Source organism: Actinomadura rugatobispora (assembly GCF_042656285.1).
GTDB lineage: Bacteria > Actinomycetota > Actinomycetes > Streptosporangiales > Streptosporangiaceae > Spirillospora > Spirillospora rugatobispora.
Map to the genome: position 1 here is coordinate 1 of NZ_JBHSON010000091.1, position 21,533 is coordinate 21,533.

The following is a 21,533-nucleotide window of genomic DNA, read 5'->3' on the forward strand; positions in this document are numbered from 1 at the left end:
TCGTGCGGCCGCTGCCCGCGCAGGCGCCGCTGCGCGTGACGATGGCCATCGCCGCCGCGCTGGTCCTGCTGCTCGGCACGGCGGTCTTCACGGTGGCGGGCCCGGACGGCGAGGCGAAGGCGGCCCCGGCCGACGGCCGCATCCGCGTCGTCAGCTACAACATCCACGACGCCGTCGGCCCCAGCGGGCGGCTGAATCCGGAGGCCGTCGCCGCGACCATCGAGTCGCAGCGCGCCGACGTGGTGCTGCTGCAGGAGGCCGGGCGCGGGTCGCTGCTGTCGGGGACGACCGACGTGGGCGTGTGGCTGTCGCGGCGGCTCGGGATGAAGCTGCTGTGGGGCCCGGCGGCCGACGGCCAGTTCGGCAACGCGATCCTGACCTCGCTGCCGGTGGAGCGGTCGGGCACGGGCCGGATGCCCAAGGGCGACTGGTCGCAGATCCGCGGGTACGTGTGGGCCCGGGTGCGGGTCGGCGGGCAGACCCTGGACGTGTGGTCGACCCATCTGGAGGGCGGCGCCGACCAGTCCGCCGAGCGGGGCCGGGAGATCGCCGCGCTGCTGCGGGCGTGGGGCGGCGCCCCGCGCACCGTGATCGCGGGCGACTTCAACGCCGGGCCGGGCAGCGCGGAGATCTCGCGGATGCTGGACGGCACCGAGCTGCGCAGCGCCGCGCCCAGCGGGGACCCGGCGCCGACCACCGGGGACGGCCGCCGGGTCGACTGGATCTTCGGCACCGACGACCTGATGTTCGGCGACTACGACGTGCCGCGGTCGTCGGCGTCCGACCACTATCCCGTCGCGGTGACGGTCCGGATCGGGCAGTGAGGGGACGGGGCGCGCGGGCGCCGCTAGGGTCGCGCCCATGAGCGAACCGACGGCCTCGATCGAGCGGGCCGGCCCTGACGACGCGGGCGAGATCCTGACGCTGCAGCGCGCGGCCTACGTCGCCGAGGCGCAGCTCTACGGCGACCCGTTCATCCCTGCGCTGGTCGAGTCGTACGACCAGATGCGCAGGCTGCTGGAGGGCGACGCGGCGGTGCTCAAGGCGGTGTCGGGGCGGCGCCTGGTGGGGGCCGTCCGCGCCCAGTTCAGCGAGCACACCTGCCTGGTGGGCCGTCTGGTGGTGGCCCCGGACATGCAGGGGCGCGGCATCGGCGGCCGGCTCATGCGCGCCCTGGAGGAGGAGGTGGCCGGGCGCGCCGACGCCTGCGTGCTGTTCACCGGCCACCTGAGCGAGGACAACCTGCGCCTCTACCGGCGGCTCGGCTACAGCGAGACCCACCGTGAACGGGTCGCGGCCCATCTCACGCTCGTGCACATGCGCAAGGCCCTCGTCCCCGCCGCGGCCGGGGGCTGACCCTCCGCCGGTGGCCGTGACGCGGCGGCACTACTGTGGTGCCGTGCTGAAAGTGGGACTTACCGGCGGTATCGGATCCGGCAAGAGCGAGGTGTCGGGACGGCTGGCCAAGCATGGCGCGGTGGTCATCGACGCCGACCGGATCGCGCGCGAGGTGGTCGAGCCCGGGACCCCCGGGCTGGCCGCGGTGGTGGCCGAGTTCGGCGAGGGGGTCCTGCTGCCCGATGGCGGGCTGGACCGCCCGAAGGTCGGCTCGATCGTGTTCTCCGACCCGGAGCGGCTGGCGGCGCTGAACGCGATCGTCCACCCCCTGGTGGGGAAGCGGACGCAGGAGCTGATGGAGGCCGCGCCCGAGGACGCCATCCTCGTCTACGACGTCCCGCTGCTGGCCGAGAACGGCCTCGGGGAGATGTACGACCTGGTGGTGGTCGTGGACGCCCCCGTCGAGACCCAGCTGGAGCGGCTGACGGGCCGCCGCGGCATGACCGGGGAGGACGCCCGCGCCCGGATCGCCGCGCAGGCCTCCCGCGAGGACCGCCGCGCCATCGCCCACCACGTGATCGACAATTCCGGCTCCCTCGACGACCTCCGCGCCCAGGTCGACGACCTCTGGAAGGACCTCACCCGCCGCGCCCAGACCGCTGAGCCGATGCCAGAGCAATGAACTACGGATTCCCCCCTGGGACTGAGGCTCTCAGGGGAGGAGCGGGCGTTTCAGGGCCGTCTCGCCTTGTTGCAGCGCCCGGCGACCGGAACTGCGTCGCATGGTTTGTCTGCGCACCCGCGGCATAGCAGTCAAGAGCCCGAAGACATCTGGTCCGCCTTCCGGATGGCGTTGGTGAGTGCCGAGTGGGCGTGGGGCCATGGGATGCGTTCTTGCTCGAGTAGCAGGCCGGCGCCGTGCTTTGCGGCATGATGCACAAGATGGCGGTAGAGAGCCGCCTCGGCGTCGGTGAGATGCGGGACGACGCTTCTCCGGGGGACCGTGCCCTTGACCGCGAGGTGCCGGAAACGCTCGAGCGTGGGGAGGTCCATGAGGAGCGAACGGGCAGGCACTCCACGTCCGCGGAGATCGCTGACGAACTGCAGCCCGGGAGCATCGATGTCGCCCCAGTAAAAGACCGCGCGAGCGTTTCGCACCCAGGAGATCCGGGCGTAGTCCGCGATGTTGAAGCCCTGACCGTGCAGTACGACGGTGTCTGCCTGGTCGTCGGTGATGGCGTAGCCGGTTTCCTTGTTCTCGAGGATGATTACTACCCGCGGGTGCCGGGGCCACCGCTCGAGGTCCTCACGAGAGGTGGCGAAGTGCCTCATTCCGGCCATCCGGGAGCGTAGCTCGGGATCGAGCACGGCGACCTGGATCAGCTCGGGTGGTAGGCGAAGCCCGAGGCGTTCATGCAGCCGTCTCCGGGTGGATCCGGATGCGGCGTCCTCGGCTGGAGGAACGCCGTCGTCCCCCTCTCCGATGAGGGCCAGGACGAGGGCGGCGTGCCTGCTGAGCCACTTGGTGTCGATGCCTTCGATGGGCAACTGGCGCAGCAGGCGGTCGGACGTCGGGTTCTCCTTCAGCCAGGCGGCCGTGTCGACCAAGCGCTGATAGTCCCGTTCCGTCAGCTCGGTCATCCGCCGGATCACTCCACTGAAACGTGCGTCGGGGAACTCGTGCTGCAGTCTGGTGAGACGATCGCCGCACCGCGTCCACGTGGCGCGAGTGACCGGCAGAGCCGCCGCCACCTCGCGCGGTCGATCGAGGATCAGTGTTCTGGGCATGGCATGGGTTCCCGTCGGGAACCTGAGCCTCGTGTGGTCTACCGTCCCGGGGCCTTCGTAAACAGCCCATCTCGCGGCCCAGGCGTGGCAGGCCACGGGGTCGGCGGAGCGTTGCCGCGGGGTCGGCGGATGCAGGGAGATCCGCAGCGGCCAGGTGCCTTTGCCTCGTGCCCAGTCGGGGTAATCGCGTTCGAACCTGGTGCCCAACTGCCCGAGTACGTCGTCCGGCTCACGCATCCGTGGCTCCATCGGCCTCGGCGACCCGCCGGGCGGCGAGTTCGCCGAAGGAGGCGGTGGCGGCGTTGGAACGCGCGCCTTCGGCCGTGGAACGCTTCTCGACCAGGATCGCCTGGCCGATGAAGGGCTCGAGCACACCGGACATGCGGATCGGTGCGGCGATAAGGAGCTGGAAACCGAATTCGTCGAACGCCGCCAGCGCCTGTGCCGAGAAGGTCTCGTCGGACTTGCTGAATGCTTCGTCCAGCATCAGGGCCGCGAAGCGCGGTCGTCCGCCGGAGCCGGCGTCCGCGAGGTTGTAGCTGAGGGCTGCCGCGAGACAGAAGGCGACGAGCTTCTCCTGCTCTCCACCCGAGTTGGAGGCGGTGTTGCGATGGGTGTTGACCGTGACTCCGTCCGGTGTCTCCTCGCGTCCATAGAACGCGTAGCCCTGCCGGACGTCCAGGACGTTCTCCGTCCAGCGGCGTGATTCGGCGTCGTCGGCGGTGAAGCGTTTCATCAACCTGCGGACGCGCTTGAACTGCCCCATCGACGCCTCGGCGTTCGCCGGCGCGGCCGCCTCGTGGCGCAGGAGCGCGTCGACGTGGGAACGGAACTCCCTGCTCTCCGTGAACGGTTTGACCGTATAGGCGATCTGTAGACGGGTTCCGGTGTTGAACTCCGTTCGCCGCAGCCCCTCGTTCACCATCTCGACGCGCTCCCGGATCTGTCTGGCCGCCTCCTCGATGGCGCGTTGCACGAACATGATCGACGGCACCATGTCCCGGCTGATCATGAGTTGGAACCTGCCCATGGCCTCCGGTAGCCGGCGTTCGCTGATCTCGTCGTGCAGCGCGGCGAAGTCGCCGCCGGAGCGCTCGACATCGCCGGTGCCATCGGGTGCGGAATCTGGCCACTTATCCAGGAAGCGGTTGATGTCTCCCTTCATCCCGCTCAGAGCGAGGTCGTGGCGTGATCTGGCCTTCTGATGCCGTCGCTCGAGGTCGCTGCGAAGGAGTTGCCGAAGATGAGGCATGCCTTCGGACGAAACAGCTGCATCGAGCTTGACGAGCAAGGCATCGAGGTACTCCCGGTCGCCGTCGTCGACCGTGTGCGGCCGAGGGCTCTGCCGGGCGAGTTCCCCGGTCAGCGTCTCTTGTCGCCGCTCGCTCTGGGTGATCCGGTTGCGCAGGTCGGAACAGGCGTCGTTCAGTCCCTGCCACGCGGTCTTGGCGGCGTCGCGTCGTTCTTCCAGTCGTCGGAGGTCGACATCGTTCTCCTTGATCTCATGGATCCGTTCGGTGAGCTCGTCGATCTCGTGCTGGGAGCGCCTGTGGTCGAGGTCGCCCCAGGCACTGTGGGCTACGACCTGTTCGGCCGCATGAACCACCTGATCGATTGCGGTGTTCCGGCGATCCAGGTCGTCCGCTCCGGCCGCGGCCTTGTCCCTTTTCGACTCGAGCTCGGTGATCTCTGCCTGCAGTGCTTCGCGCTTGGTCACGACATCTGCGCCGAGAATGTACGACGAGGGGCTCGTCAACTCCGGCCGGTCATCCTTGCGGTAGTGGTTGCCGGGCAGCTTCACGGTCCCCCGCACCGTGACCGCCACCCGATGTTCGTCGAGATCGCGGGCCGACCCGACACAGACGTGTTCGAACCTGCGGGCCACCTGCCCTGCGAGCCAGGGGCCGTACGGATGCCCGGTGTTCACACCGAGCTTGCTCGCCAACGTGCCAGGTTCCGGGCGCGGTTGGTGCTCGGACGCCGCGGTGACCACGCTGTACTCGACGATGCCGTGCATATCGTTCTCGTCGATGAAGGTCTTGACGGCGTGTTGCCGGTCAGCGGGCACCAGCAGCCGGAGCCCGTAGTTGCGCAGCACCTTCTCGGCCGCGGGCCGCCAGCGCTCTTCACCGGGCAGAACGTCGAGCAGTTCGGCCACGTACGGCAGCTCCGCCGCTGAGAGGCCCGACTGCTTCGCGATCAGGTCGCGGCGCCGCAGTTCCTTGGAGGGAATCAGCGAGCCGGCCCTGACGAGCGCTTCCAGCTCCTCCTGCCTGGCCTGGAGATCGCGCTTCGCGTTGGCGGCCTCCGCGAACGCGTCGTGCAGCACGGGCTTGAGCTCTTCCTTCTCGGCCGCCGCATGATCGCGCTTTGAGCGGACCATGCCCCGCAGGGCGAGGAAGGCGTCCTCGTCGTCCGGCGGGGCGAGTTCAAGCCGACGGAGGTGGCTGGCGTAGATATCGAACGCGCGCTTCCTGTGGTTGAACTCCGTCCGGGCGGACTTCAGCCGGGTGCCGAGCTGGTCGAGTACGTCGCTCGCGCGCGTGAGCTGGTTCTCCAGGGAGAGGTAGTTGCTTTCCGCCTGGTCGGCGAGCTGGAGTTGCTCCTCCAGCCGGCCGCCCAAGTGCTCCAGCTTCTCGGCCAGCCCTTCGATCTCCGTGCGGAGAACACCGAGGTGAACGGCCCGAAGGTAGCGGTCGACGGGGGCGCCGAGAAGCCGCTCGGTGAGCGCGGCCTCCTTCCTCGCCTCGCCGTACGCATGCCAGTGACCGGGGATCGGGGCGAGGATCTTGAGCTGTTCATGAGCACGGCGGGCGGTCTCGTACGCCTCGTTGAGAGGGGTGAAGGCGTCCTCCATGCGCTGCGCCGCCGCATAGGTGGCGGGCGTGTCCAGCATGTTCTCGCGGACGAACAGGTTGAGGTCGCCGACGTTCTTCATCGCCTTGGCCTTGCCCAGCAGCGACAGCGCCGTCTTGGAGGTGCCGAGCCCAATGCGCTTGCGCAGCTGACGGGTATAGGCCTCCGGGCCCTCGGGGCAGTCGGCGGGGTACGCCTTCCCGAGCCATCTCGTGTCGAACCCCCTCGCGGCCCACCCCTCCAGTGTGATCAGTTCGAAGTGGCCGTCATGCAACCGGTACATCGACTTCAGGGCCGAGCCGTCGGTCTCGGTCCCGGAGAACCACTTCACGACCACGGCGGTGGTCACCGAGCCGAGTCCGTCGTCGTAGGTGGCTCCGACGGCCGACCAGGTCGGTTTGCCGCCACGCAGGTAGCGGACCTGCGATCGGCCTTGTTCGTCGTCGGTCTCGGACCATGCGCCACGAACGTAGTCGGCCACGCTGCGCGTTCCCTGCTTCGCGCCGCGCGCGGTCAGGTCCGCCGAGGCATTGAAACGCTGGTCGCGGGTCGGTAGCAGCGCGATCGAATGAGCGTCCATCAGGGACGACTTGCCGGAACCCGACGGTCCGGTGAACAGGACACCGCGCGCGTCGATCGGGAAGTCCTTGTACCCGCAGAACGTGCCCCAGTTGATCACCTGGAGCCGGGCCAGGCGGAACTGGCCCGCAAGGACTCCGCGGTTCGTGAGATCGTCAGACATCGGCGGTGCCTCCCCTTTCCCCCTCCGCAGAGCCGTCGTCTTCCACGTCCTTCCGTTCACCGCGTTCGTCGACGCCGGCCGTGTCGCCTTCGTCGGCGTGCTGGAGCGTGCCGTCGGCGATCGCCCGGTAACGGTCGCTGAGCGCCTCGACGCGCTCAGCGGTGAGGATCGAGGTGATGACGCCGTAGATGACGTAGCGTCCGGTGCCCTTGATGGGCTTGATGATCGCCGCATCCTCCAGCGTCTTGATCGCGGTGCGTGTCTTCTTGTCGAATGCGGCGTCGTCGGTGTCGTTCTTCCGCCGGTACGCGAGCATGTGGTCGACCATGTCCGTCGTCTCGACCACCGGGGCGTCCGGCGCGAGCACGTACTGGTTGTACAGATACAGGCAGAGCGCGCTCGCCGCGAGGCTGAGCGTCTTGGTCCGCAGGATCGCGCGGCCGTGGGGGCTCGGGTCGCCGCCCTGGCGGGTGAAGGCGTAGCCGTGCTCGCGGTTGATCTCCAGCACGAGCCCCAGCTCGGAGAGCCGGACACGGAGTTGGTCCGCGTACTGGACGACCGCCGCCCAGGCCTTCCGCGACTGCTCGCTGACGTGCGGCGCGGCGACCAGTGCCTGGAGAGCCCAGCATGCCTCGGCCGGCAGTTCGCCTGTGTCCCCGTCGAAGCGGGGCGGGCGCGCCGGGCCTTCGACGAGGGTGCCGGCGGTGCGGTCGTCGTCTTCCTCGAACACCTTGGCCAGCGTGTCCTCGGAGATGACGGCCGAGGCGGTTCGTCCAGGGGTGTGCGGGCCGGTGAGCGCCTCCTCGTCGAAGATCGCTGCGAAGGAGGGGTCAGGTGGGCCGGTCATCCGGAGTCTCCTTCCAAGAGGGACAGCTGCCCGGGCCGGGCGTGCTCGTGGGAAGTGGGGACGGTCGGGTCGGGGATCGGCTCACCGAACACCAGGTAGGGGAGTGTGATCTCACGGGGCCCGCGGTCGGTGTGAGCGAGCACACTGACCTGGGCGTCGCGATCGACCTCGCCATACCGGTTGGCGAGCGACCAGACTGCGATGATGTCGCCCGTGCGCGCGCCCGGCAGATGCTCCAGCACCTCGGGCAGGGTGGCGATGTCGCCGTGCGCCGCCATCGCCGCGTGTACCGCGTCGCGTAGGGCGAGCCAGTCGATCGACTCACGGCCTGCGAGAGCGGCCGGATCTATGTCGAACTCGTCCCCCGAATCGATCACCGGATCGGGGGCTGCCGGGCTGCCCTCGTCCAGCCGCAGCCGTCCGACGGAGGAGGTGTCGGCACCGCTCATGGGAATGGGGAACCCGATGTCGCGCCCGCCGTGCGTGACCTGGAACGCGTCGGCGGCCAGCGCCTGTGCCTCACTGATCCTGGTTCGCATGCCGCGGTAGTGCGCGGCGTCACCACCCCGGACGAAGGTGCTCATCCGCCGGAAGGCGATGCCCCGGGTCTGTTCCACCTCTTCGACGCGTTGCCACATCGCGTTGATGAATCCGCGCAGGATCTCCGCCAGGTGATCGGGCAACCCCTCCAGCTGCGTCAGGATCGCGTCGATGTCGGACTCCAGCTGGGCCCGTTGCGACGGCGTTCCGACCAGGGTGGCGAAGGCGCGGAACGCCTGCCCTTCCGGCGAGTCGGCGATGACATCGTGTCCGGCGAACATGCGGTCGAGGGTCTGCGCGAACTCCGCGGGATCGTCCGAGAGGCTCTGCCGGAGCAGCATGGCCGTGTTGGCGTGCATCTGCTCTCCGTACCTGGCCAGGTCGGCGGGGATCCGCTCGACCAGCTGAGCCACCGCGGCCACCCTGTCGATCAGCTCCCCGGCGTCGACGTCGACCGCCTCGCCGCCGTCGATCCGGTCGCGCTGGGCGGCCAGTACCGTGATCTGCTCGTCGATGGCCCGCCGTCGCGTGTTCGGGTCGGGATCGGACTCGGTGGCGATCTGCCGCAGCTCGGCCATGACCATCGACAGGGCGGACTGGGTCGCGACCGAGCTCTGCTGCCGGAGGCCGCGCATCTGGCGGACGGCGTGCGCGGCGCCGGTGGTGAGCTGGTAGCGCTCGGTCCGGGTCTCGGCGTCGATGCTTCGGTGCACCCAGCCCTTCTTCACCCACGTCGTCAGCATCCGCTCGGCGCCCAGCTGAACCGGATCGTCCGCGTCATGCTCGCCTGAGGTGAGGCCGCGCTCCAGCGCGGGCAGATCCTCGTCGAGCATGGCCGTCAGCGAAATCCCGTCGACGATCTGGCCGTCACCCAGGTGCGCGGCCATCAGCGCCATGGAGACTAGGGCGTGCTTCGACCTGAGGAGTGACATCGCGACATCTGCCGCGGATCCGGTGCGGAACTCGTGGAAGAACTGCTCGGCGCTCTTGGCTGCCACCCGGGGAGATCACCTCCGTGCGATCGGTGCTTCCGCCGCCGGGTGCCAGTCTCACCCGCGGGTACGACAAAACGTCACGATCCCTGTACTCAGGGTTTCTGCGGACGTGGGTCTCGGTCGTCGATCTCCGGGGCTTCCGGCTGTGCGGCGGTGTCCGACGCGGGGAATGTCAACGCCCCCTTCCATTGGTGATGGTCTTCACCATAAAGTGCTTCTTGGTCAAAAGATGAGTCAGTGCTCGGCGTGGCGTCGAGAAGATGGCGGGAGGTCGGTTCTGCCGCTCGACCATGACAACCATCAGGGCCATTACGCCGAGCAGTACGTCCGGGTGCTCGCGGCCGCGGTCGGCCTGCAGATCCAGAAGCCCGAACCGGACTGCGACGGGATCGACTTCGGCATCCGCTATCCCGGTGCCCGTAGCACGATCTATCTGCCGCAGATCGACGTCCAGGTGAAGTCGTGGCGTACCCCTCAGGGGAATTCGGACAATTGGCGCTATCCGCTCAAGATTGCTCATTTCAATCAGCTGGCCGGCGCCTTCGACATGCCCCGTTATCTCATCCTGGTCGTGGTGCCGGATGATCCCGCCGAGTACACCGAGGTCACCGGGACGGGCCTGACCTTGCGATGGGGCGCATACTGGGAGGGCTATCACGGGATCCATCCGATTCTCGATCGTCCCCGAGAGAAGAAGATCACAGTCGACGTTCCGAAGGCGAACCTCCTCACCGCGAAGTCGCTGCTGAGCCTCATGATCAGGCCGGGTGTGGGAGGGGTGGCGCCGTGACCGCGCGGTCTGATGAGGAGTACATGGCCGTCCTCGGCCGAGTGCCCCTGCGCGACGTGGAGGCATACCTCTCCAATGGCGGTTGGGAAGAGGCCGAGCGGATCGGTGGATCCACCCTCTGGGCGCTCACGCATGCAGGCGAAGACCGTGAGGTGGTCGTTCCCGGGGACGAAACCGCTCGCGACTACGTCCTGCGCATGGTCAATCTGCTTCAGGTCCTGTCAGAGACAGAGGACCGGCCCAGGCCGCAGATCCTGCGCGATCTCACGACCGTCAGCGTCGATCGCCATTACGTGCGCACCCACCCGGGAACACCACCCGGAACGATCTCGGTGGCGGACGGGCTCCAGACGGTCGACGGCATCCGCGAACTGCTCATCGTGGGCGCGTACGCGGTGGTCGCCGATCCCGTCCTGGTCCTGCCCCGACGCAAACCGCACCGGGTGGAGGAGTTTCCGAAGCGAGCACGGCTCGGGCCGTCCTCCGAGGGCAGCTACGTCCTTTCCGTGGAGGTTCCTCTCGACGAGGACGACGGGCTGTTCGCCGTCGACCAGCCGTTCGGGCGCAGAGCGATGCTGCGGCTCTACGACGCCGTGCGCGCGGCGCACTCGGCGGCGGGGGAGGCGCTCGACAGGTCGGAGCTGAGCCCGTTCACCGAACGCGTCGGCGAGGGGATCTCCGCGAATCTGTGCCGTGCCCTCTCCCGGTTCGGGGGAGCCGAGCAGGACCATCCGTTCGAGCTGCGCTTTTCCTGGGCGTTGTCCCTGCCGACAGGGGTTCGAACACCGCCGATCCGGTTCGATGAGGCGCAGGTGTCGGTGCTCGCCCAAGCCGAGGAGGACCTCGACGACGGCAGAATGCGCGACGAGCGGGTCGAGGTCACCGGCAAGATCTGGCGGACCGAACGTGATCGGCCGACGGAGCCCGGCTGGGTGGTGATCAAGGGTGTGGCGGCCACCAGGGACAAACGGATGCGCCGACTGATCTGGGTACGGCTCCATCCCGATTTGTTCAACCTGGCGCTGCGGGCCGCCGAGTACGGGGCGACGGTCCGGGCGGCGGGCGTGCTGGCCCGCAGCCGTAAGCGGACCGAGCTCCGGTCCCTGACCTCGTTCACGATCGAGGACGGCTAGCGCGCGGCACCGGTTCGAGAGGCCCCTCTCCGGGCCGCATCAGTGATCGGAAGTGGCGGACGATGCGGCCGACGGCGTCCGGGTCACGGACGGCCACGCCCAGTTCGATGTTGTGGGCGAGTGCCCGGTCGGTGAGGTTGGCGCTGCCCAGTACGGCGACCCGCTCGTCGGCGGCCACGAGCTTGGCGTGCATGGCCGCTCGCGCGCCGCGCACCATCGGGCGGCGGGGTGCCGGCCACGACCAGAACGTCACCGCGCCGCCGAGCGAGGCGAACGCGGCTTCCGCGCCGGTACCTCGCAGCGTGCCGCCGTCCGCTCGCCCGCTCTCCAGTACGAGATCGATACGGACTCCCCGGTGGACGGCCCGTTCCAGCTCGGCGAGCACGGCGGCGACCCCGAAGGCGGCGAAACTGACCACCAGCAGCGACCGCTCGCTTCCTCGGATCACCTCGGTGATGACCGAGCCGGTGAGCCGGACCGCGGTATCCGCGCCCAGGCTCACCGGCCCGCTGACCATGACATCGGTCTGGCGGGCGTGCTGTTCGGCATACGACGCGGCGCCGACCTCCAACGCGAGAGCGACCGCGGCCCCGGGTAGCGGGGGTCTGCCGGTCCGCCAAGCGGTGGCGAACCGCTCCACCTTGGCGGCGGCGACGGGGCCCGGCGTGGCTTCGATGAGCGTGGCCTCGACGCCCGGCCCGGGTAAGGACACCGAGCGTAAGATCCGCGCCCAGTCGGCCACGCAGCCGGGCGGCAGGTCGCGGGTCAGGTCCGCGATGACGGCCGCGAGCGGCGGGCTCACCGGGCCAGGAAACCGATGTCGGGGTCGGTCACCGTGTCCACGAGCAGGGCCCGATCCAGGTAGTGGTTGCCGCGCTCGCAGGACGTCTCGGCGGCGAACAGGCAGGCATGGCAGGCGGCGCCGTACAACCTGCCATGCACGCGTGGGTCGTGCTGTGCGCACAGCGGGTCGGAGCTGCAAAGACGAGCGGCCTCAAGGGCCTGACGGATCAGCGTGCCGAGCCGGTCGCGACGCCCCAGCGACACCAGCCCGCCCAGGGTGCCCTCACTGTCGGGAGCCGACGTGTACAGGAGAATGCCGGCCATCGGCCGGTCTCCGCCCCGCGCGTAGATCCGTTCGGCGATGCCCGAGGCGTTGTAGCCGCTCTCCAAGGCGAACTCGCGGATCAGCGCATGCGCGAAGGTGTGCAGCAGAAGGTAGCGCATGCCGGGCCACTGGCCTGGAGGAAGCTGACGTTGGCTTCTCCAGTCGTTGTGCGCGGGGCGCAGCATTCTGGCGCGCAGGCGGACGGGCTCCGACTCCTCCCAGTCCCGCAGCCGCTGCTCGTCGAAGCGCAGCAGGATGCCTTCGCCGCGGGTCTCCGCGCACGGTACCCACGTCGGCGCCTCCCGCGACAGGGGCACGCGACGGCCGCTGTCAGTGGCCTGCACATCCCATTCGGGAGCGTCGATGCGGGTGAAACCGTACAGGGCCGACACCCGACGGAGCCGCGACGCCAGCACCACCTCGCTCAGCCATGGACGGGCCTCGCTGGGGACGGGTTCCTTGCGAATGGTGAAGTCGGGAAGCTCGACCGGGTCCGGGCGGGTGAGGGCCTCCCACTCGGGGGTGTCGAGGTCCTGATCGTCGTCGTCGCCGTCGTCCTCGCCCTCCTCGGCACGGCGGACGATGGCCCGCCACACCTTGTCGATGTCGTACGACTCCAGCTCGGGCCAGCACGCGAAACTGGGCAGCAGCGCCGTGGCCTGCTCCCTGGACAGGCTGGCCAGCAGGTTGAGCTGTGCCCAGTTCTCGGCGACCTTCTGCGCGATCTCGTCGTCTGCCCGCGGCAGCGTGAACGCCTGGAGCTGCATGGCGAACCAGCCGTTGGTCGCGCCCAGCCCGAGGGTGCGGGTCCTGGCCCCGCACTCGGAGAAACCGGCCAGATGGGGGTTGCGGCCCCGGCATGCGGGCAGGTTGCGCCATGCGTCCAAGCCGAACGCCTGCGCCATGGACCGCCGGACGTTGCGACCGCACGAGCACTCCACGTACACGTTGGCGGCCTCACCGGTGGTGCCGCGCTCGAGCAGGCGCAGCACATGCTCGCCCTCCTGCGGGACCCTCCCGCCGTGCACGTAGTACAGCCAGGGGAAGTCGTCGAGGTGGCCGCCCTCGCAGGCGAGCACGAAACGCGCCGGAACCACGGTGGGCCGACTGCCACCACGCCCCCGGCAGCCGTGGACGTACCGGATCCGTTCCGGCGAGAACGAATGCGGCAGCAGCTCGAACATGCTGCTCTCCACGGGGGCGAGCCGGTTGCAGCGCAGGTCGGAGCAGCGCAGCCAGCGCGGGAACAGCCGGACCGGCACCCCGACGCGCGTCCATTCGGCGAACGGGTCGGAGGTCTCGGGGATGTAGGGCGGTGTGCGCAGTGTCTCGACCTGTGGCCCGAGCTCGCGGCGGATCGCGGCCAGCAGGCGGTCCTCGCGGACGATGGTCGTCTTGGCCAGGTCCCAGTCGTCCAGTCCCGCGACGACGACCGACAGGTTGGGGAGGTCGGCGACCGCGCCGACGCCGTAGGTGTGCAGGAGCTGGTTGGGCCGCAGTTCCCCGACGCGCATGGGCTGCGGGGCGGGCATCGTCATCGGGGGCCCCCGTCCTGGTCATCCGGCCCGGAGGAGCCGGGGCCACCGTCACCGTCGTCGGCCTCGGCCACCGGAGCGTACGCGGGTTCGGTCGTGATCGACAGCCCGTCGTCCTCGGGGAGGAGCAGCAGCCGGACGCCGGGCTCCACGTCGCGGAGCGAGGTGGGGCAGGTCATCGCCACCCACGGGCCCTGCTCGGGGCGCCGCAGCAGCCCCACCACCTCGTCGGCGCGGCCCGGCGGGTGGTCGTAGGCGAGCCGCCGGCCGGGTATCAGCCGCTGGGCGTTCCAGTGGTCGAGGCGGGCGTCAAGGTGCTGCTCGACCGCGCGCCCCACCCTGTTGTCACTGGTCACATCCGCGGCGCGGCGCCCGAAATAGCGCACGACGTGGTCGGCCAGCGTGCCGTTGCGGTCGAACCAGGCCGCCTTCAGGTTGCCGTTGTAGTCCTCGGTCAGATCGCGGACCAGCGCCATGAGCACTCCGGTGAGCCCGCGGTCCACCGCCCGATCGGCGAAGGGGGTGACCGACAGCGCCTCCACGTGACGGTAGACGGTGCCGTGGAAGTACTCGAACGTCTCGAAGTGCGACAGGTCGCGGGGACGCGCCCAGTTGAAAACGGTGAACACCAGCCCGGGTGCCGCACGACCGACGCGGCTGGTCGCCTGGATGTACTCGGCGGTCGACTTGGGCTGCCCGGCCACCGTCATGACGCCCAGCCGGGAGACGTCCACCCCGACCGCGATCATGTTGGTGGCGAGCAGCACGTCGATCGGCCGCCGCTCGCCCCGCGCGCGGTTCGCCCGGAACGGGACCTTGAGATGCTCCAGGACGTCGGGGATGTCGGGCGACGACAGCCGGGAGGTGAGCTCCTTGGCCAGCGGGTCGAAGCGCCTGGCCAGGCCGCGCTCGTCGGCCCGCGCCAGGCGGGTGGACACGTCGTCCTCCACGAGCCTGCGCATGCCGCCGAGGTCGCGCAGGCTGTTGAAGTAGCCGACCAAGGTCATGTACGGGTCGGTGACCTCGTTCCCGCCGTACTTGTCGTGGAGCGCCTGTGCCGCCCCGAGCACCGACACGTACACCCGGATCAGCGTCGATTTCATCCGTACGCCGTGGGCGCAGATCCCTATGTAGCGTCGGCCCGGCCGATACCCCGGCGCGGTGGGAGTGGCAGGACGCTGCCGGGCGAAGAAGCTGTCGCCGATGTCGACGCCGGCCGGGGGGAACAGCTCGGTGCGCCGGTTGAACAGTGCCCCGATCTGCTTGCCCGCCCGGCGGATGGTCGCCGTGGAAGCGATGATCTTCGGGCGGACGCTCTCGCCGCCGTCCCGCTCCCAGGTCGCCAGCCGGTCCACCGCCGTCTCGTAGAGGCCCACCAGGGATCCGAGCGGGCCCGAGATCAGGTGGAGCTCGTCCTGGACGATCAGGTCGGGCGGGCGCAGCCGGCCGGTCGGCACGATCCGGGCGGCCGGGGCGTCCCCCTTGGCCGGGTGCGACGCGCTGCCCGACAGCTCCCAGTCGGCGGAACGGAGATCGTCGGTCACGTAGCCGTGCCGCTCGCACCGCCGCGACACCCGGCCGAACAGGGCGAGGGTCTCCCCGCGCCAGGCGAGCTGGGCGAACTTGTCCACGGTGCCGATGATCAGGCTGGGCAGCAGGCGGTAGATCTCCTCGTCGACCACCACGATCGGGATGCCCTCGCGGCCGCCGGCCATCCCGAACCGGCAGAACACGTCGGGGCAGATCACCAGCGTCCGGCGGCGGATCATGTCGACCTGGACGTCGCGGCCCGGCTCCAGCCTGGTGCCGCACCAGGGGCAGGAGGTCAGCTGGTGGGGGGAGCCCTGTGCCCGTGCCGGACCGCGCCGGTTGCCCTTGTGCTGCTTCAGCCACTCGGCGGCGTGGTCGGTGCGGTTGGGCGTCACCCCGGCGCCGACCCACAGGCCGATACGGAACGGCTCGCGGCCCCAGGTCCCCTCGTCGTCGGCGCGCAGCTTCTCGCATGCGCAGATCAGCGCGGTGGCCCGCTGGAACTGCTGGATCGTCAGCAGCCGCAGGGTGTAGCGCATCAGCACGGCCACGCCCGCGCCGGAGTCGGTGCCGCCCACCGGCGGCTGGAGCCGCCGGATCGCGAGAGTGAACGCGGTGAGGCCGAGGTAGGCCTCGGTCTTGCCGCCGCCGGTGGGGAACCAGAGCAGATCGGCCAGCGCCGAGTTGCCCGGGGCGCGCTCGGGGTGCGCGGGGTCGGCCAGCGCGGGCAGGTTCAGCAGCACGAACGCGAGCTGGAACGGGCGCCACCGGTGGTTGTCCGGGTCGTCGACCTCGGCGAGGGCGGTCTCCAGGGCGACGGAGTCGTCGACGCCGCGCCGGTCGGCCGCCATGGTGTGGATGCGCTGGAGGTACATCGCGCGGTTGGCGAATCCGAACGCGCGCCGGGCATGCGGATCGCCGAGGCGCTCGATGCCGTGCTGGATCCTCGTGGCGGCCAGCTCCGCCTTCTCGAGCGCGGCCTCGGCGTCGGAGCGGTGCCGCTCCAGCCTGCGGGCCGGGTCGTCGAGGTCGGCCCGGCGCCGTTCGATCCACCGGCGGTAGCCGGTGACCAGCGGTGTAAGCGCCGCCAGGAGCGCGGCGGGAGGACCGTCGGCGAGCTCGGCGAGCCGTTTCATGTCGAGCTCGAGGTCGGCGAGCTCGGGAAGGTCGGGGTCGTCCTCCGCCTTCGGCACGTCGGTGTAGGGGATCTCGTATTCGGGCACGGCCGCCGTGGTGATCTCGACGGCGCGCATGGGGTCATCGGGGGACTGGGTCACGTGGACGCCGGTGCCATGCCCGACAGCGAACTCCGGATGGAAGCGGTAGGCCATGCCCAGGCGGTTCTGCTCGGCCTTGTCGGCGTCGTCGCCGCCGCTGGCCCTGTCCGGCCGGGGCAGGAAAGGCGCGGACCCGCCGGGCGCCCGCACGGTGATCGAGGCCTGGAACAGCCACGCCGAGTCGGGAAGCCGCTGGGGCCTGGGCTGGCCGTTCACCAGGAAGATCGATACCAGCCAGTGCCCGTCCAGGCGACGGGCTCGGCCCTGCACGGTCACCTGCGGCAGCGCATCGATCACCGGTTCCGGGTCGAGCGTGCCCTCGCGGAGCTTCAGTGAGACCTCGCCGTGCTCAGGGATACGACGCCAGACCGGCCCGGCCGCGTCGTCGTCCTCCGCGTGCACCCGCTCGTAACGGGCCCACTCGGCGGCGACGGGCACCTCGTCGAGCTCGCCGTCGATGTAGACCGTGCAGCCCAGCGAGGACGGTGCCAGGCTCACGATGTTGGGAGCGCTCGGCTCGGTCTGGTCCTCTCCGAGATCGGCGCCGTCGGCGTCGGCGGTGTCGTCCTGCTCGTCCGGCTCGATCACCGTGCCGTCGGGGGCCAGCCTCCCCAGCACGTAACGATCGGTCGGCCGCTCCCGGAACTCCTCGAACTCCCCGGCCAGCGGACCGTGCAGATCCTTGATCACAAGTCGCTGCAACTCGTCGCGGATCACGGCGGGGTCGGGGGCCCTCAGCACCGTCTCGTCAGTCACAGCGCCACCCTAGACGCCGCCACCGACACCCGCCCCGTGTCTGAGAGTCGGCCGCCGATCGCGCGTGCACACGAGAACGCGGTGGCCTTTCGGCCCACTCGAGAGTGTTGCACTAGTGATGCACTAAGAGTGCATCGGGTGCTAGAGTGGAGAGCATGAGCACGAGAACCTTCCCGTTCAGCACCCTTGTCCGTGAGCGCGGTGAAGTGTTCACCGCCGTGGACAACGCCGATGTCCTTCTGGAGCGGCGTGACGCCGAAAACGTGTGGCTGATTCGCGATGAGCGCTACCAGGCCGCTCAGGACGCGCTGCTCACCCTCGCTCGGTCGATGGCGATCGTTGCCCGCGCCAACCGTGAACTGGCCGAGGAAGCTCTCGCTCAGGACCTGCCCTGGCTGACCTGGCTGCCCGAGGCGGAAGGCCCGCAATGCGTTCGTGAACTTCTCGACCACCTGGTGGCCGGCGCCGACACCGGCGAGCTGCTGCCCTACGCGCGGGCCAAGCGCTCCTGGAAATCAACGGCGATCGCCTGGAGCGACCCCGAGACCGCCCGCGCCCTGCGTCGGCCGTTGCCTGGAGACGGGCCGGTCCTGTTTCCCCCTCCGGTCGACGCCGAATGAGTGCTCCCAAGCGCGGCGACGAACTCCATCCGCCCGCCGAATGGTCTCTCGTCGCAGCTGATAACGCGGTGGGAAGGGCTTGGAGGCAACTGTGCAATCAGGTTCCCGGCAATGTGCGGCGAGCGTGGTTCGACATCGTTGATGAGCCACGTGCCACCACGCCACGGCAGCACCGGCTCAGCGGCTCTCTCGGCACAGCGAACGTCAAGGGAGAGATCTTCGAGCAGTGGCAGTACGAAGTCACCGGGGGCGGGCGCCTCTGGTATGCCATCGACGACGCCGCGTCGACCATTTGGCTGACCATGGTCGCTGCCGGGCATCCGAAGCAGACCGAGCGCCGCAACAGGCACGGGCGGCGATAGCGCGGCCCCGTCAATGCGCGGCGGCGTGGCTCAGCGCCGCGCGGGCGGGGGACGGTGGCGGATCTCGCCCGGTCAGCCGTGGTCTCGCGGCGCCCGGCCGATGATGGTCGCTAGCTCGCCCCGGTAGGTGATGCCCAGGCGGGTCACCACTCCCCGCGTCGGCCCCGGACCGTTCTTGACCCGGCTGACATAGTTTTCGGGCAGCAGCACGTGATCACCCACTTCGAGGGGTTCGGCTCCGCGCCACAGGTAGGCGTAACCGTCGACCTCGACCGCCTGACCCCCGTCGACCTCGTGGACGCGCGTCGCGTCGTCGAGTTTCTGCTCGAGTTCCTTGACGCGGCGCTCCAGCCACTCGACCTTGAGATCGGCGGCTCCGGAAGTGCTCTCGCGCCCTTCCTCGTAGCCCTCGCGGTAACCTCTGCGGTGCGCCTCCGCCAGCTCGCGCTCATGGTCCGTCACATGGGTGCCGCAGGCGACGTTCGCTCCGTATACCGGGTTCTTGCAGGGCGTCCCGGAGCGAGTGGGACGGCCGCAGGTCCGAACGTTCTCCGTGCTCACGTGTGCATTTCCCCCTGATCCTCATGGCAAGGCGAGGCCGCGCCGAGCACGACTCGCCACCGACCGTTTCGCATCAGGCGTCGCGCTTTCGGTCGAGCCGGAATGTAGCGATGAAAGGGTGCGGCCATCCATGATGGAATACCATCCGCGAACCCATGCCCTTGCACGGGTCCTTGAAAGAGACCGCAACCGGCCAGCGACATGATCAGCCGCGAGTGTCGATACCCGGGCTTCGAGGTCGTCGCTCAGAGCACGAGTTCCCGGCCATCGAGCCAACCGGCCAGCGTCGCCCGATTCACCAGGGTCATGTGACCGCGCGCCTCTGCCTGCGCCTGCTCGGAGAAATAGTTGTTGGTGACGAACACGCCCGCATGGTCGCGGTAGGTGCAGACCAGCGCTCCGGCCAGCTCGCGCACCTGTGAAGGGAACACCTTGTCCTTCTTCCGCTTGCACTGAACGGCGACCCGGCGCCCGTCAGGGGTGAGCGCGGTGATGTCCACGCCCCTGTCGCCGCTGCCTCCGAGGATCCTGACCGAGCGGAAACCGTCCCGGCGGAGAAGCTCGGCCGTGAGCTCCTCGAACTCCGGACCGGTCATGACGTCCACCTGGTCGAGCCGGGCGAGCATCTGGAGCTGCCATCGGCGCTGTTCGGCCTCGTGGTGGCGATGGTAGAGGTACGCGCCGGTGCCGCCGACGAGAAGCGCGAGGACGGAGAGGAACTGAAGGATCCCGACCCAGTGCCGGGCTACCAAATACACCAGTCCGGTCGTGAACGCGCCGGCTGCCAGCGCGCCGACACTCAGACCCACGAGGCGCAGAGCGGACTGGAACGGGGAAGGAGCGGGGGGTGTACCGTCCATGGGACCTCCGTGTCATCCAGCGATGTACGCAGGATGACACGGGCCCCTGACATTTCGGTGCCGCTCGGTCAGATCAGGTCGAGGCGCCCGCTCTTGACGCGCTGGGAGAACGCGTGCCATGCCACGGCCCCGAAGAGCAGCTTCGGCCCCTCGGGATCCTTCGAGTCCCGCACCGCCACAGCGGGCGCAACCTCCGCCACTTCCACGCACTGCCCGCCGTGGCCATCCGTGTAACTGCTCTTGCGCCACCGCACGGCCGAGAAATCTACCTCGCTCATAGGCTCTCCATGATCGACTTGATCAGCAGTAGTGACTGCTCGACGGGCAGCGCCTGCCCACGAATCAAGTCGTACCCTATGTGGAAGTTGGCGACGTTGGAGCTTTCCTCGATCACTTGCCCCACCCCAGCAGCCTCGATGTAGGCGGCGTTGGGACGGTTCCCGAAGCCCAAGATGGTGAAGCTGCCGCATGATCCGGCGTATCCGCCCGTCTTCTCTGGTACGACCTGGAGCATGACGTTGGGGCGATGAGCCACCTTAATCATGTGTTCGAGTTGATTCCGCATCACCTCGATGTCGCCCAGGACGGTTCGGAGTGCGTGCTCGTCCACCGTCACCAAGAGCCGGGGCGGCTTCTGGCGCTCGAGGATCGACTGGCGCTCCATGCGCGCTGCTAGAAGGGGCTCGACGTCCTCCGGTTGCTGGACGGTGAGGAACACCGCTCGTGCGTAGTCCTCGGTCTGGAGGAGCCCAGTGATCAGAAGGGCTTCAAATATATGCATCGAGGATGCCTTCTGCTCCAACTCGGCGAACCGGGGGAAGTTCGGCGGCACCTTGGGACGCTTGAGTTCGCGCTCGTGTGCTTCCACGAGCCGGACGAACATGCCTTCGGTCTTGAAGTAGGTGTCGAGGTCTTCGGCGAACTCGGGGGAGGGCTTCTCGTTGCCGAGCTCGACCGCGCCGATCCACTGCGGGGTGTAGCCGATGGCCTCGCCGAGCTGTGCCATCGACAGGTCTGCCGCCTCGCGCAGGCGGCGCAGCTCGGCGCCGAAGTACGTGAGAAGCGAGTGCGGGTGGAGCTGACGTCCGTGCCGGGGCATGGGGGGACCTCCCGGAATGATCACGGCGACGGAACGCTCCTTGACGCGAGCCACCGGCGCCTGGTGACGACTTGAGATCGGTTTGTAGCTGAGAGTAACTCGACTCGGCATGCTGGTCTCCTCAATCGGTCAAGAAGAACCAGGAGAGGTATCCCGCGATGGGTGACGGCACGAACTGTGAAGATCGAGAGCTTGCGGGACTGCGCGCGGAGTTCACCGGACATCGGATCTGGCGATCGGTCCGTTTCGATGGGCGGTTGGGCGACTGGGTGGCCACACTCCATGACCCCGGAGCCGGCGTCGACCCGACCGTCATCTGTTCCACGGCGGATGAACTTCACGCGGCGCTGAAGGGTGAACGCACACGCGCCCAAGTCAAGGTATGGACCCGGTGAGGCTGGGCGAATGAGTCGTCCAGGCCGTCACCGCAGTGGGACGTGGCACTGGCGGCGGCGCTCCCTATGGGGGAGGAAGGGCCGTGCGAAGGTTGGGACTCCCCCTGTACCCGTCGTCCGCGCGGCCGCTCTGCCGGCAACAGCCCACCTTGATCGGCTCGCCCTCGCTCTCTGCGATGCTGGCTGGACGTGCGCACGCCGCTACGTCGATGACCGTCCGTTGCTGCGCGTCTTCGACGAGCGCCTGACCTGGCTGGGGGAGAGCGTCACTGTCGTGCCGGGACCGACCAGCATTCCCACGTTCCCTGTCTTGTGGTTCCGGTCCTCCACTGGTGCGCTGCTCGCCCCGTGCACGGACGTGGAGTCGGCTGCCGAGCAAGTCCACATGCTCCTCGCGTCAT

At 69.2% G+C, this 21,533-nt stretch carries 18 protein-coding genes; 7 read left to right on the forward strand and 11 right to left on the reverse strand.

The window, feature by feature from the left end:
* The 3 genes from ACFPZN_RS43825 to coaE all read left to right on the forward strand — a co-directional run.
* The coding region (locus ACFPZN_RS43825; protein ID WP_378288708.1) for an endonuclease/exonuclease/phosphatase family protein at positions 1–824 on the forward strand (824 nt) is incomplete at its 5' end.
* A gap of 37 nt (positions 825–861) precedes the next feature.
* Positions 862–1,356, forward strand: coding sequence for a GNAT family N-acetyltransferase (locus tag ACFPZN_RS43830; RefSeq protein ID WP_378288710.1), 495 nt, complete (start codon positions 862–864; stop codon positions 1,354–1,356).
* 43 nt (positions 1,357–1,399) lie between these two features.
* On the forward strand, positions 1,400–2,020 hold the full coding sequence (gene coaE, locus ACFPZN_RS43835) for a dephospho-CoA kinase (RefSeq protein WP_378288712.1): 621 nt from the start codon (positions 1,400–1,402) through the stop codon (positions 2,018–2,020).
* A 131-nt stretch (positions 2,021–2,151) separates the two neighbouring features.
* On the opposite strand, the gene ACFPZN_RS43840 is transcribed toward coaE, so the two are convergent.
* Genes ACFPZN_RS43840 through ACFPZN_RS43855 form a run of 4 tightly spaced genes read right to left on the reverse strand, consistent with a single transcriptional unit; the run spans position 2,152 to position 9,109 of the window.
* A complete protein-coding gene (locus ACFPZN_RS43840) occupies positions 2,152–3,375 on the reverse strand; it encodes a Wadjet anti-phage system protein JetD domain-containing protein (RefSeq protein WP_378288714.1) in 1,224 nt (407 codons plus the stop codon).
* A complete protein-coding gene (locus ACFPZN_RS43845) occupies positions 3,356–6,724 on the reverse strand; it encodes an ATP-binding protein (RefSeq protein WP_378288716.1) in 3,369 nt (1,122 codons plus the stop codon). The genes ACFPZN_RS43840 and ACFPZN_RS43845 overlap by 20 nt, the downstream gene beginning before the upstream one ends.
* On the reverse strand, positions 6,717–7,571 hold the full coding sequence (locus ACFPZN_RS43850; protein WP_378288718.1) for a DUF4194 domain-containing protein: 855 nt from the start codon (positions 7,569–7,571) through the stop codon (positions 6,717–6,719). Before ACFPZN_RS43850 ends, ACFPZN_RS43845 begins: the two co-directional genes overlap by 8 nt.
* The gene (locus tag ACFPZN_RS43855) at positions 7,568–9,109 is read right to left on the reverse strand and encodes a DUF3375 domain-containing protein (RefSeq protein WP_378288720.1); all 1,542 of its coding nucleotides are present in this window, start codon (positions 9,107–9,109) and stop codon (positions 7,568–7,570) included. Before ACFPZN_RS43855 ends, ACFPZN_RS43850 begins: the two co-directional genes overlap by 4 nt.
* 226 nt (positions 9,110–9,335) lie before the next feature.
* Between ACFPZN_RS43855 and ACFPZN_RS43860 the strand changes: the two genes are divergently transcribed.
* The gene (locus ACFPZN_RS43860) at positions 9,336–9,896 is read left to right on the forward strand and encodes a DUF4365 domain-containing protein (RefSeq protein ID WP_378288722.1); all 561 of its coding nucleotides are present in this window, start codon (positions 9,336–9,338) and stop codon (positions 9,894–9,896) included.
* Positions 9,893–11,029 carry a hypothetical protein gene (locus ACFPZN_RS43865; protein WP_378288724.1) on the forward strand — a complete coding sequence of 379 codons (1,137 nt, stop codon included), beginning with the start codon at positions 9,893–9,895 and terminating at the stop codon, positions 11,027–11,029. Before ACFPZN_RS43860 ends, ACFPZN_RS43865 begins: the two co-directional genes overlap by 4 nt.
* On the opposite strand, the gene drmC is transcribed toward ACFPZN_RS43865, so the two are convergent.
* Genes drmC through drmA form a run of 3 tightly spaced genes read right to left on the reverse strand, consistent with a single transcriptional unit; the run spans position 11,010 to position 17,235 of the window.
* Positions 11,010–11,831 (reverse strand): DISARM system phospholipase D-like protein DrmC, encoded by an 822-nt coding sequence (drmC, locus tag ACFPZN_RS43870; protein WP_378288726.1) that lies wholly within the window; start codon positions 11,829–11,831, stop codon positions 11,010–11,012. The two genes, ACFPZN_RS43865 and drmC, sit on opposite strands and share 20 nt — an antisense overlap.
* The gene (gene drmB, locus ACFPZN_RS43875) at positions 11,828–13,675 is read right to left on the reverse strand and encodes a DrmB family protein (RefSeq protein WP_378288728.1); all 1,848 of its coding nucleotides are present in this window, start codon (positions 13,673–13,675) and stop codon (positions 11,828–11,830) included. The genes drmC and drmB overlap by 4 nt, the downstream gene beginning before the upstream one ends.
* Entirely contained in the window at positions 13,672–17,235 is a 3,564-nt protein-coding gene (gene drmA / locus ACFPZN_RS43880) for a DISARM system helicase DrmA (protein ID WP_378288731.1), read from the reverse strand. The genes drmB and drmA overlap by 4 nt, the downstream gene beginning before the upstream one ends.
* A 155-nt stretch (positions 17,236–17,390) precedes the next feature.
* Here drmA and ACFPZN_RS43885 point away from each other — a divergent pair, with 155 nt between their 5' ends.
* A complete protein-coding gene (locus ACFPZN_RS43885) occupies positions 17,391–17,855 on the forward strand; it encodes a hypothetical protein (RefSeq protein WP_378288733.1) in 465 nt (154 codons plus the stop codon).
* A complete protein-coding gene (locus tag ACFPZN_RS43890) occupies positions 17,852–18,217 on the forward strand; it encodes a hypothetical protein (RefSeq protein ID WP_378288735.1) in 366 nt (121 codons plus the stop codon). The genes ACFPZN_RS43885 and ACFPZN_RS43890 overlap by 4 nt, the downstream gene beginning before the upstream one ends.
* 72 nt (positions 18,218–18,289) lie before the next feature.
* Here ACFPZN_RS43890 and ACFPZN_RS43895 read toward each other — a convergent pair whose 3' ends face one another.
* The 4 genes from ACFPZN_RS43895 to ACFPZN_RS43910 form a co-directional block, all read right to left on the reverse strand.
* Positions 18,290–18,679: a FliH/SctL family protein gene (locus ACFPZN_RS43895; protein WP_378288737.1), complete on the reverse strand. Its 390-nt coding sequence runs from the start codon at positions 18,677–18,679 to the stop codon at positions 18,290–18,292.
* 344 nt (positions 18,680–19,023) lie between these two features.
* Positions 19,024–19,638 (reverse strand): restriction endonuclease, encoded by a 615-nt coding sequence (locus tag ACFPZN_RS43900; protein ID WP_378288739.1) that lies wholly within the window; start codon positions 19,636–19,638, stop codon positions 19,024–19,026.
* A gap of 68 nt (positions 19,639–19,706) precedes the next feature.
* Positions 19,707–19,916, reverse strand: coding sequence for a DUF397 domain-containing protein (locus ACFPZN_RS43905; protein ID WP_378288741.1), 210 nt, complete (start codon positions 19,914–19,916; stop codon positions 19,707–19,709).
* Positions 19,913–20,848 carry a helix-turn-helix domain-containing protein gene (locus ACFPZN_RS43910; RefSeq protein ID WP_378288743.1) on the reverse strand — a complete coding sequence of 312 codons (936 nt, stop codon included), beginning with the start codon at positions 20,846–20,848 and terminating at the stop codon, positions 19,913–19,915. The genes ACFPZN_RS43905 and ACFPZN_RS43910 overlap by 4 nt, the downstream gene beginning before the upstream one ends.
* Between the last annotated feature and the right edge of the window lie 685 nt (positions 20,849–21,533).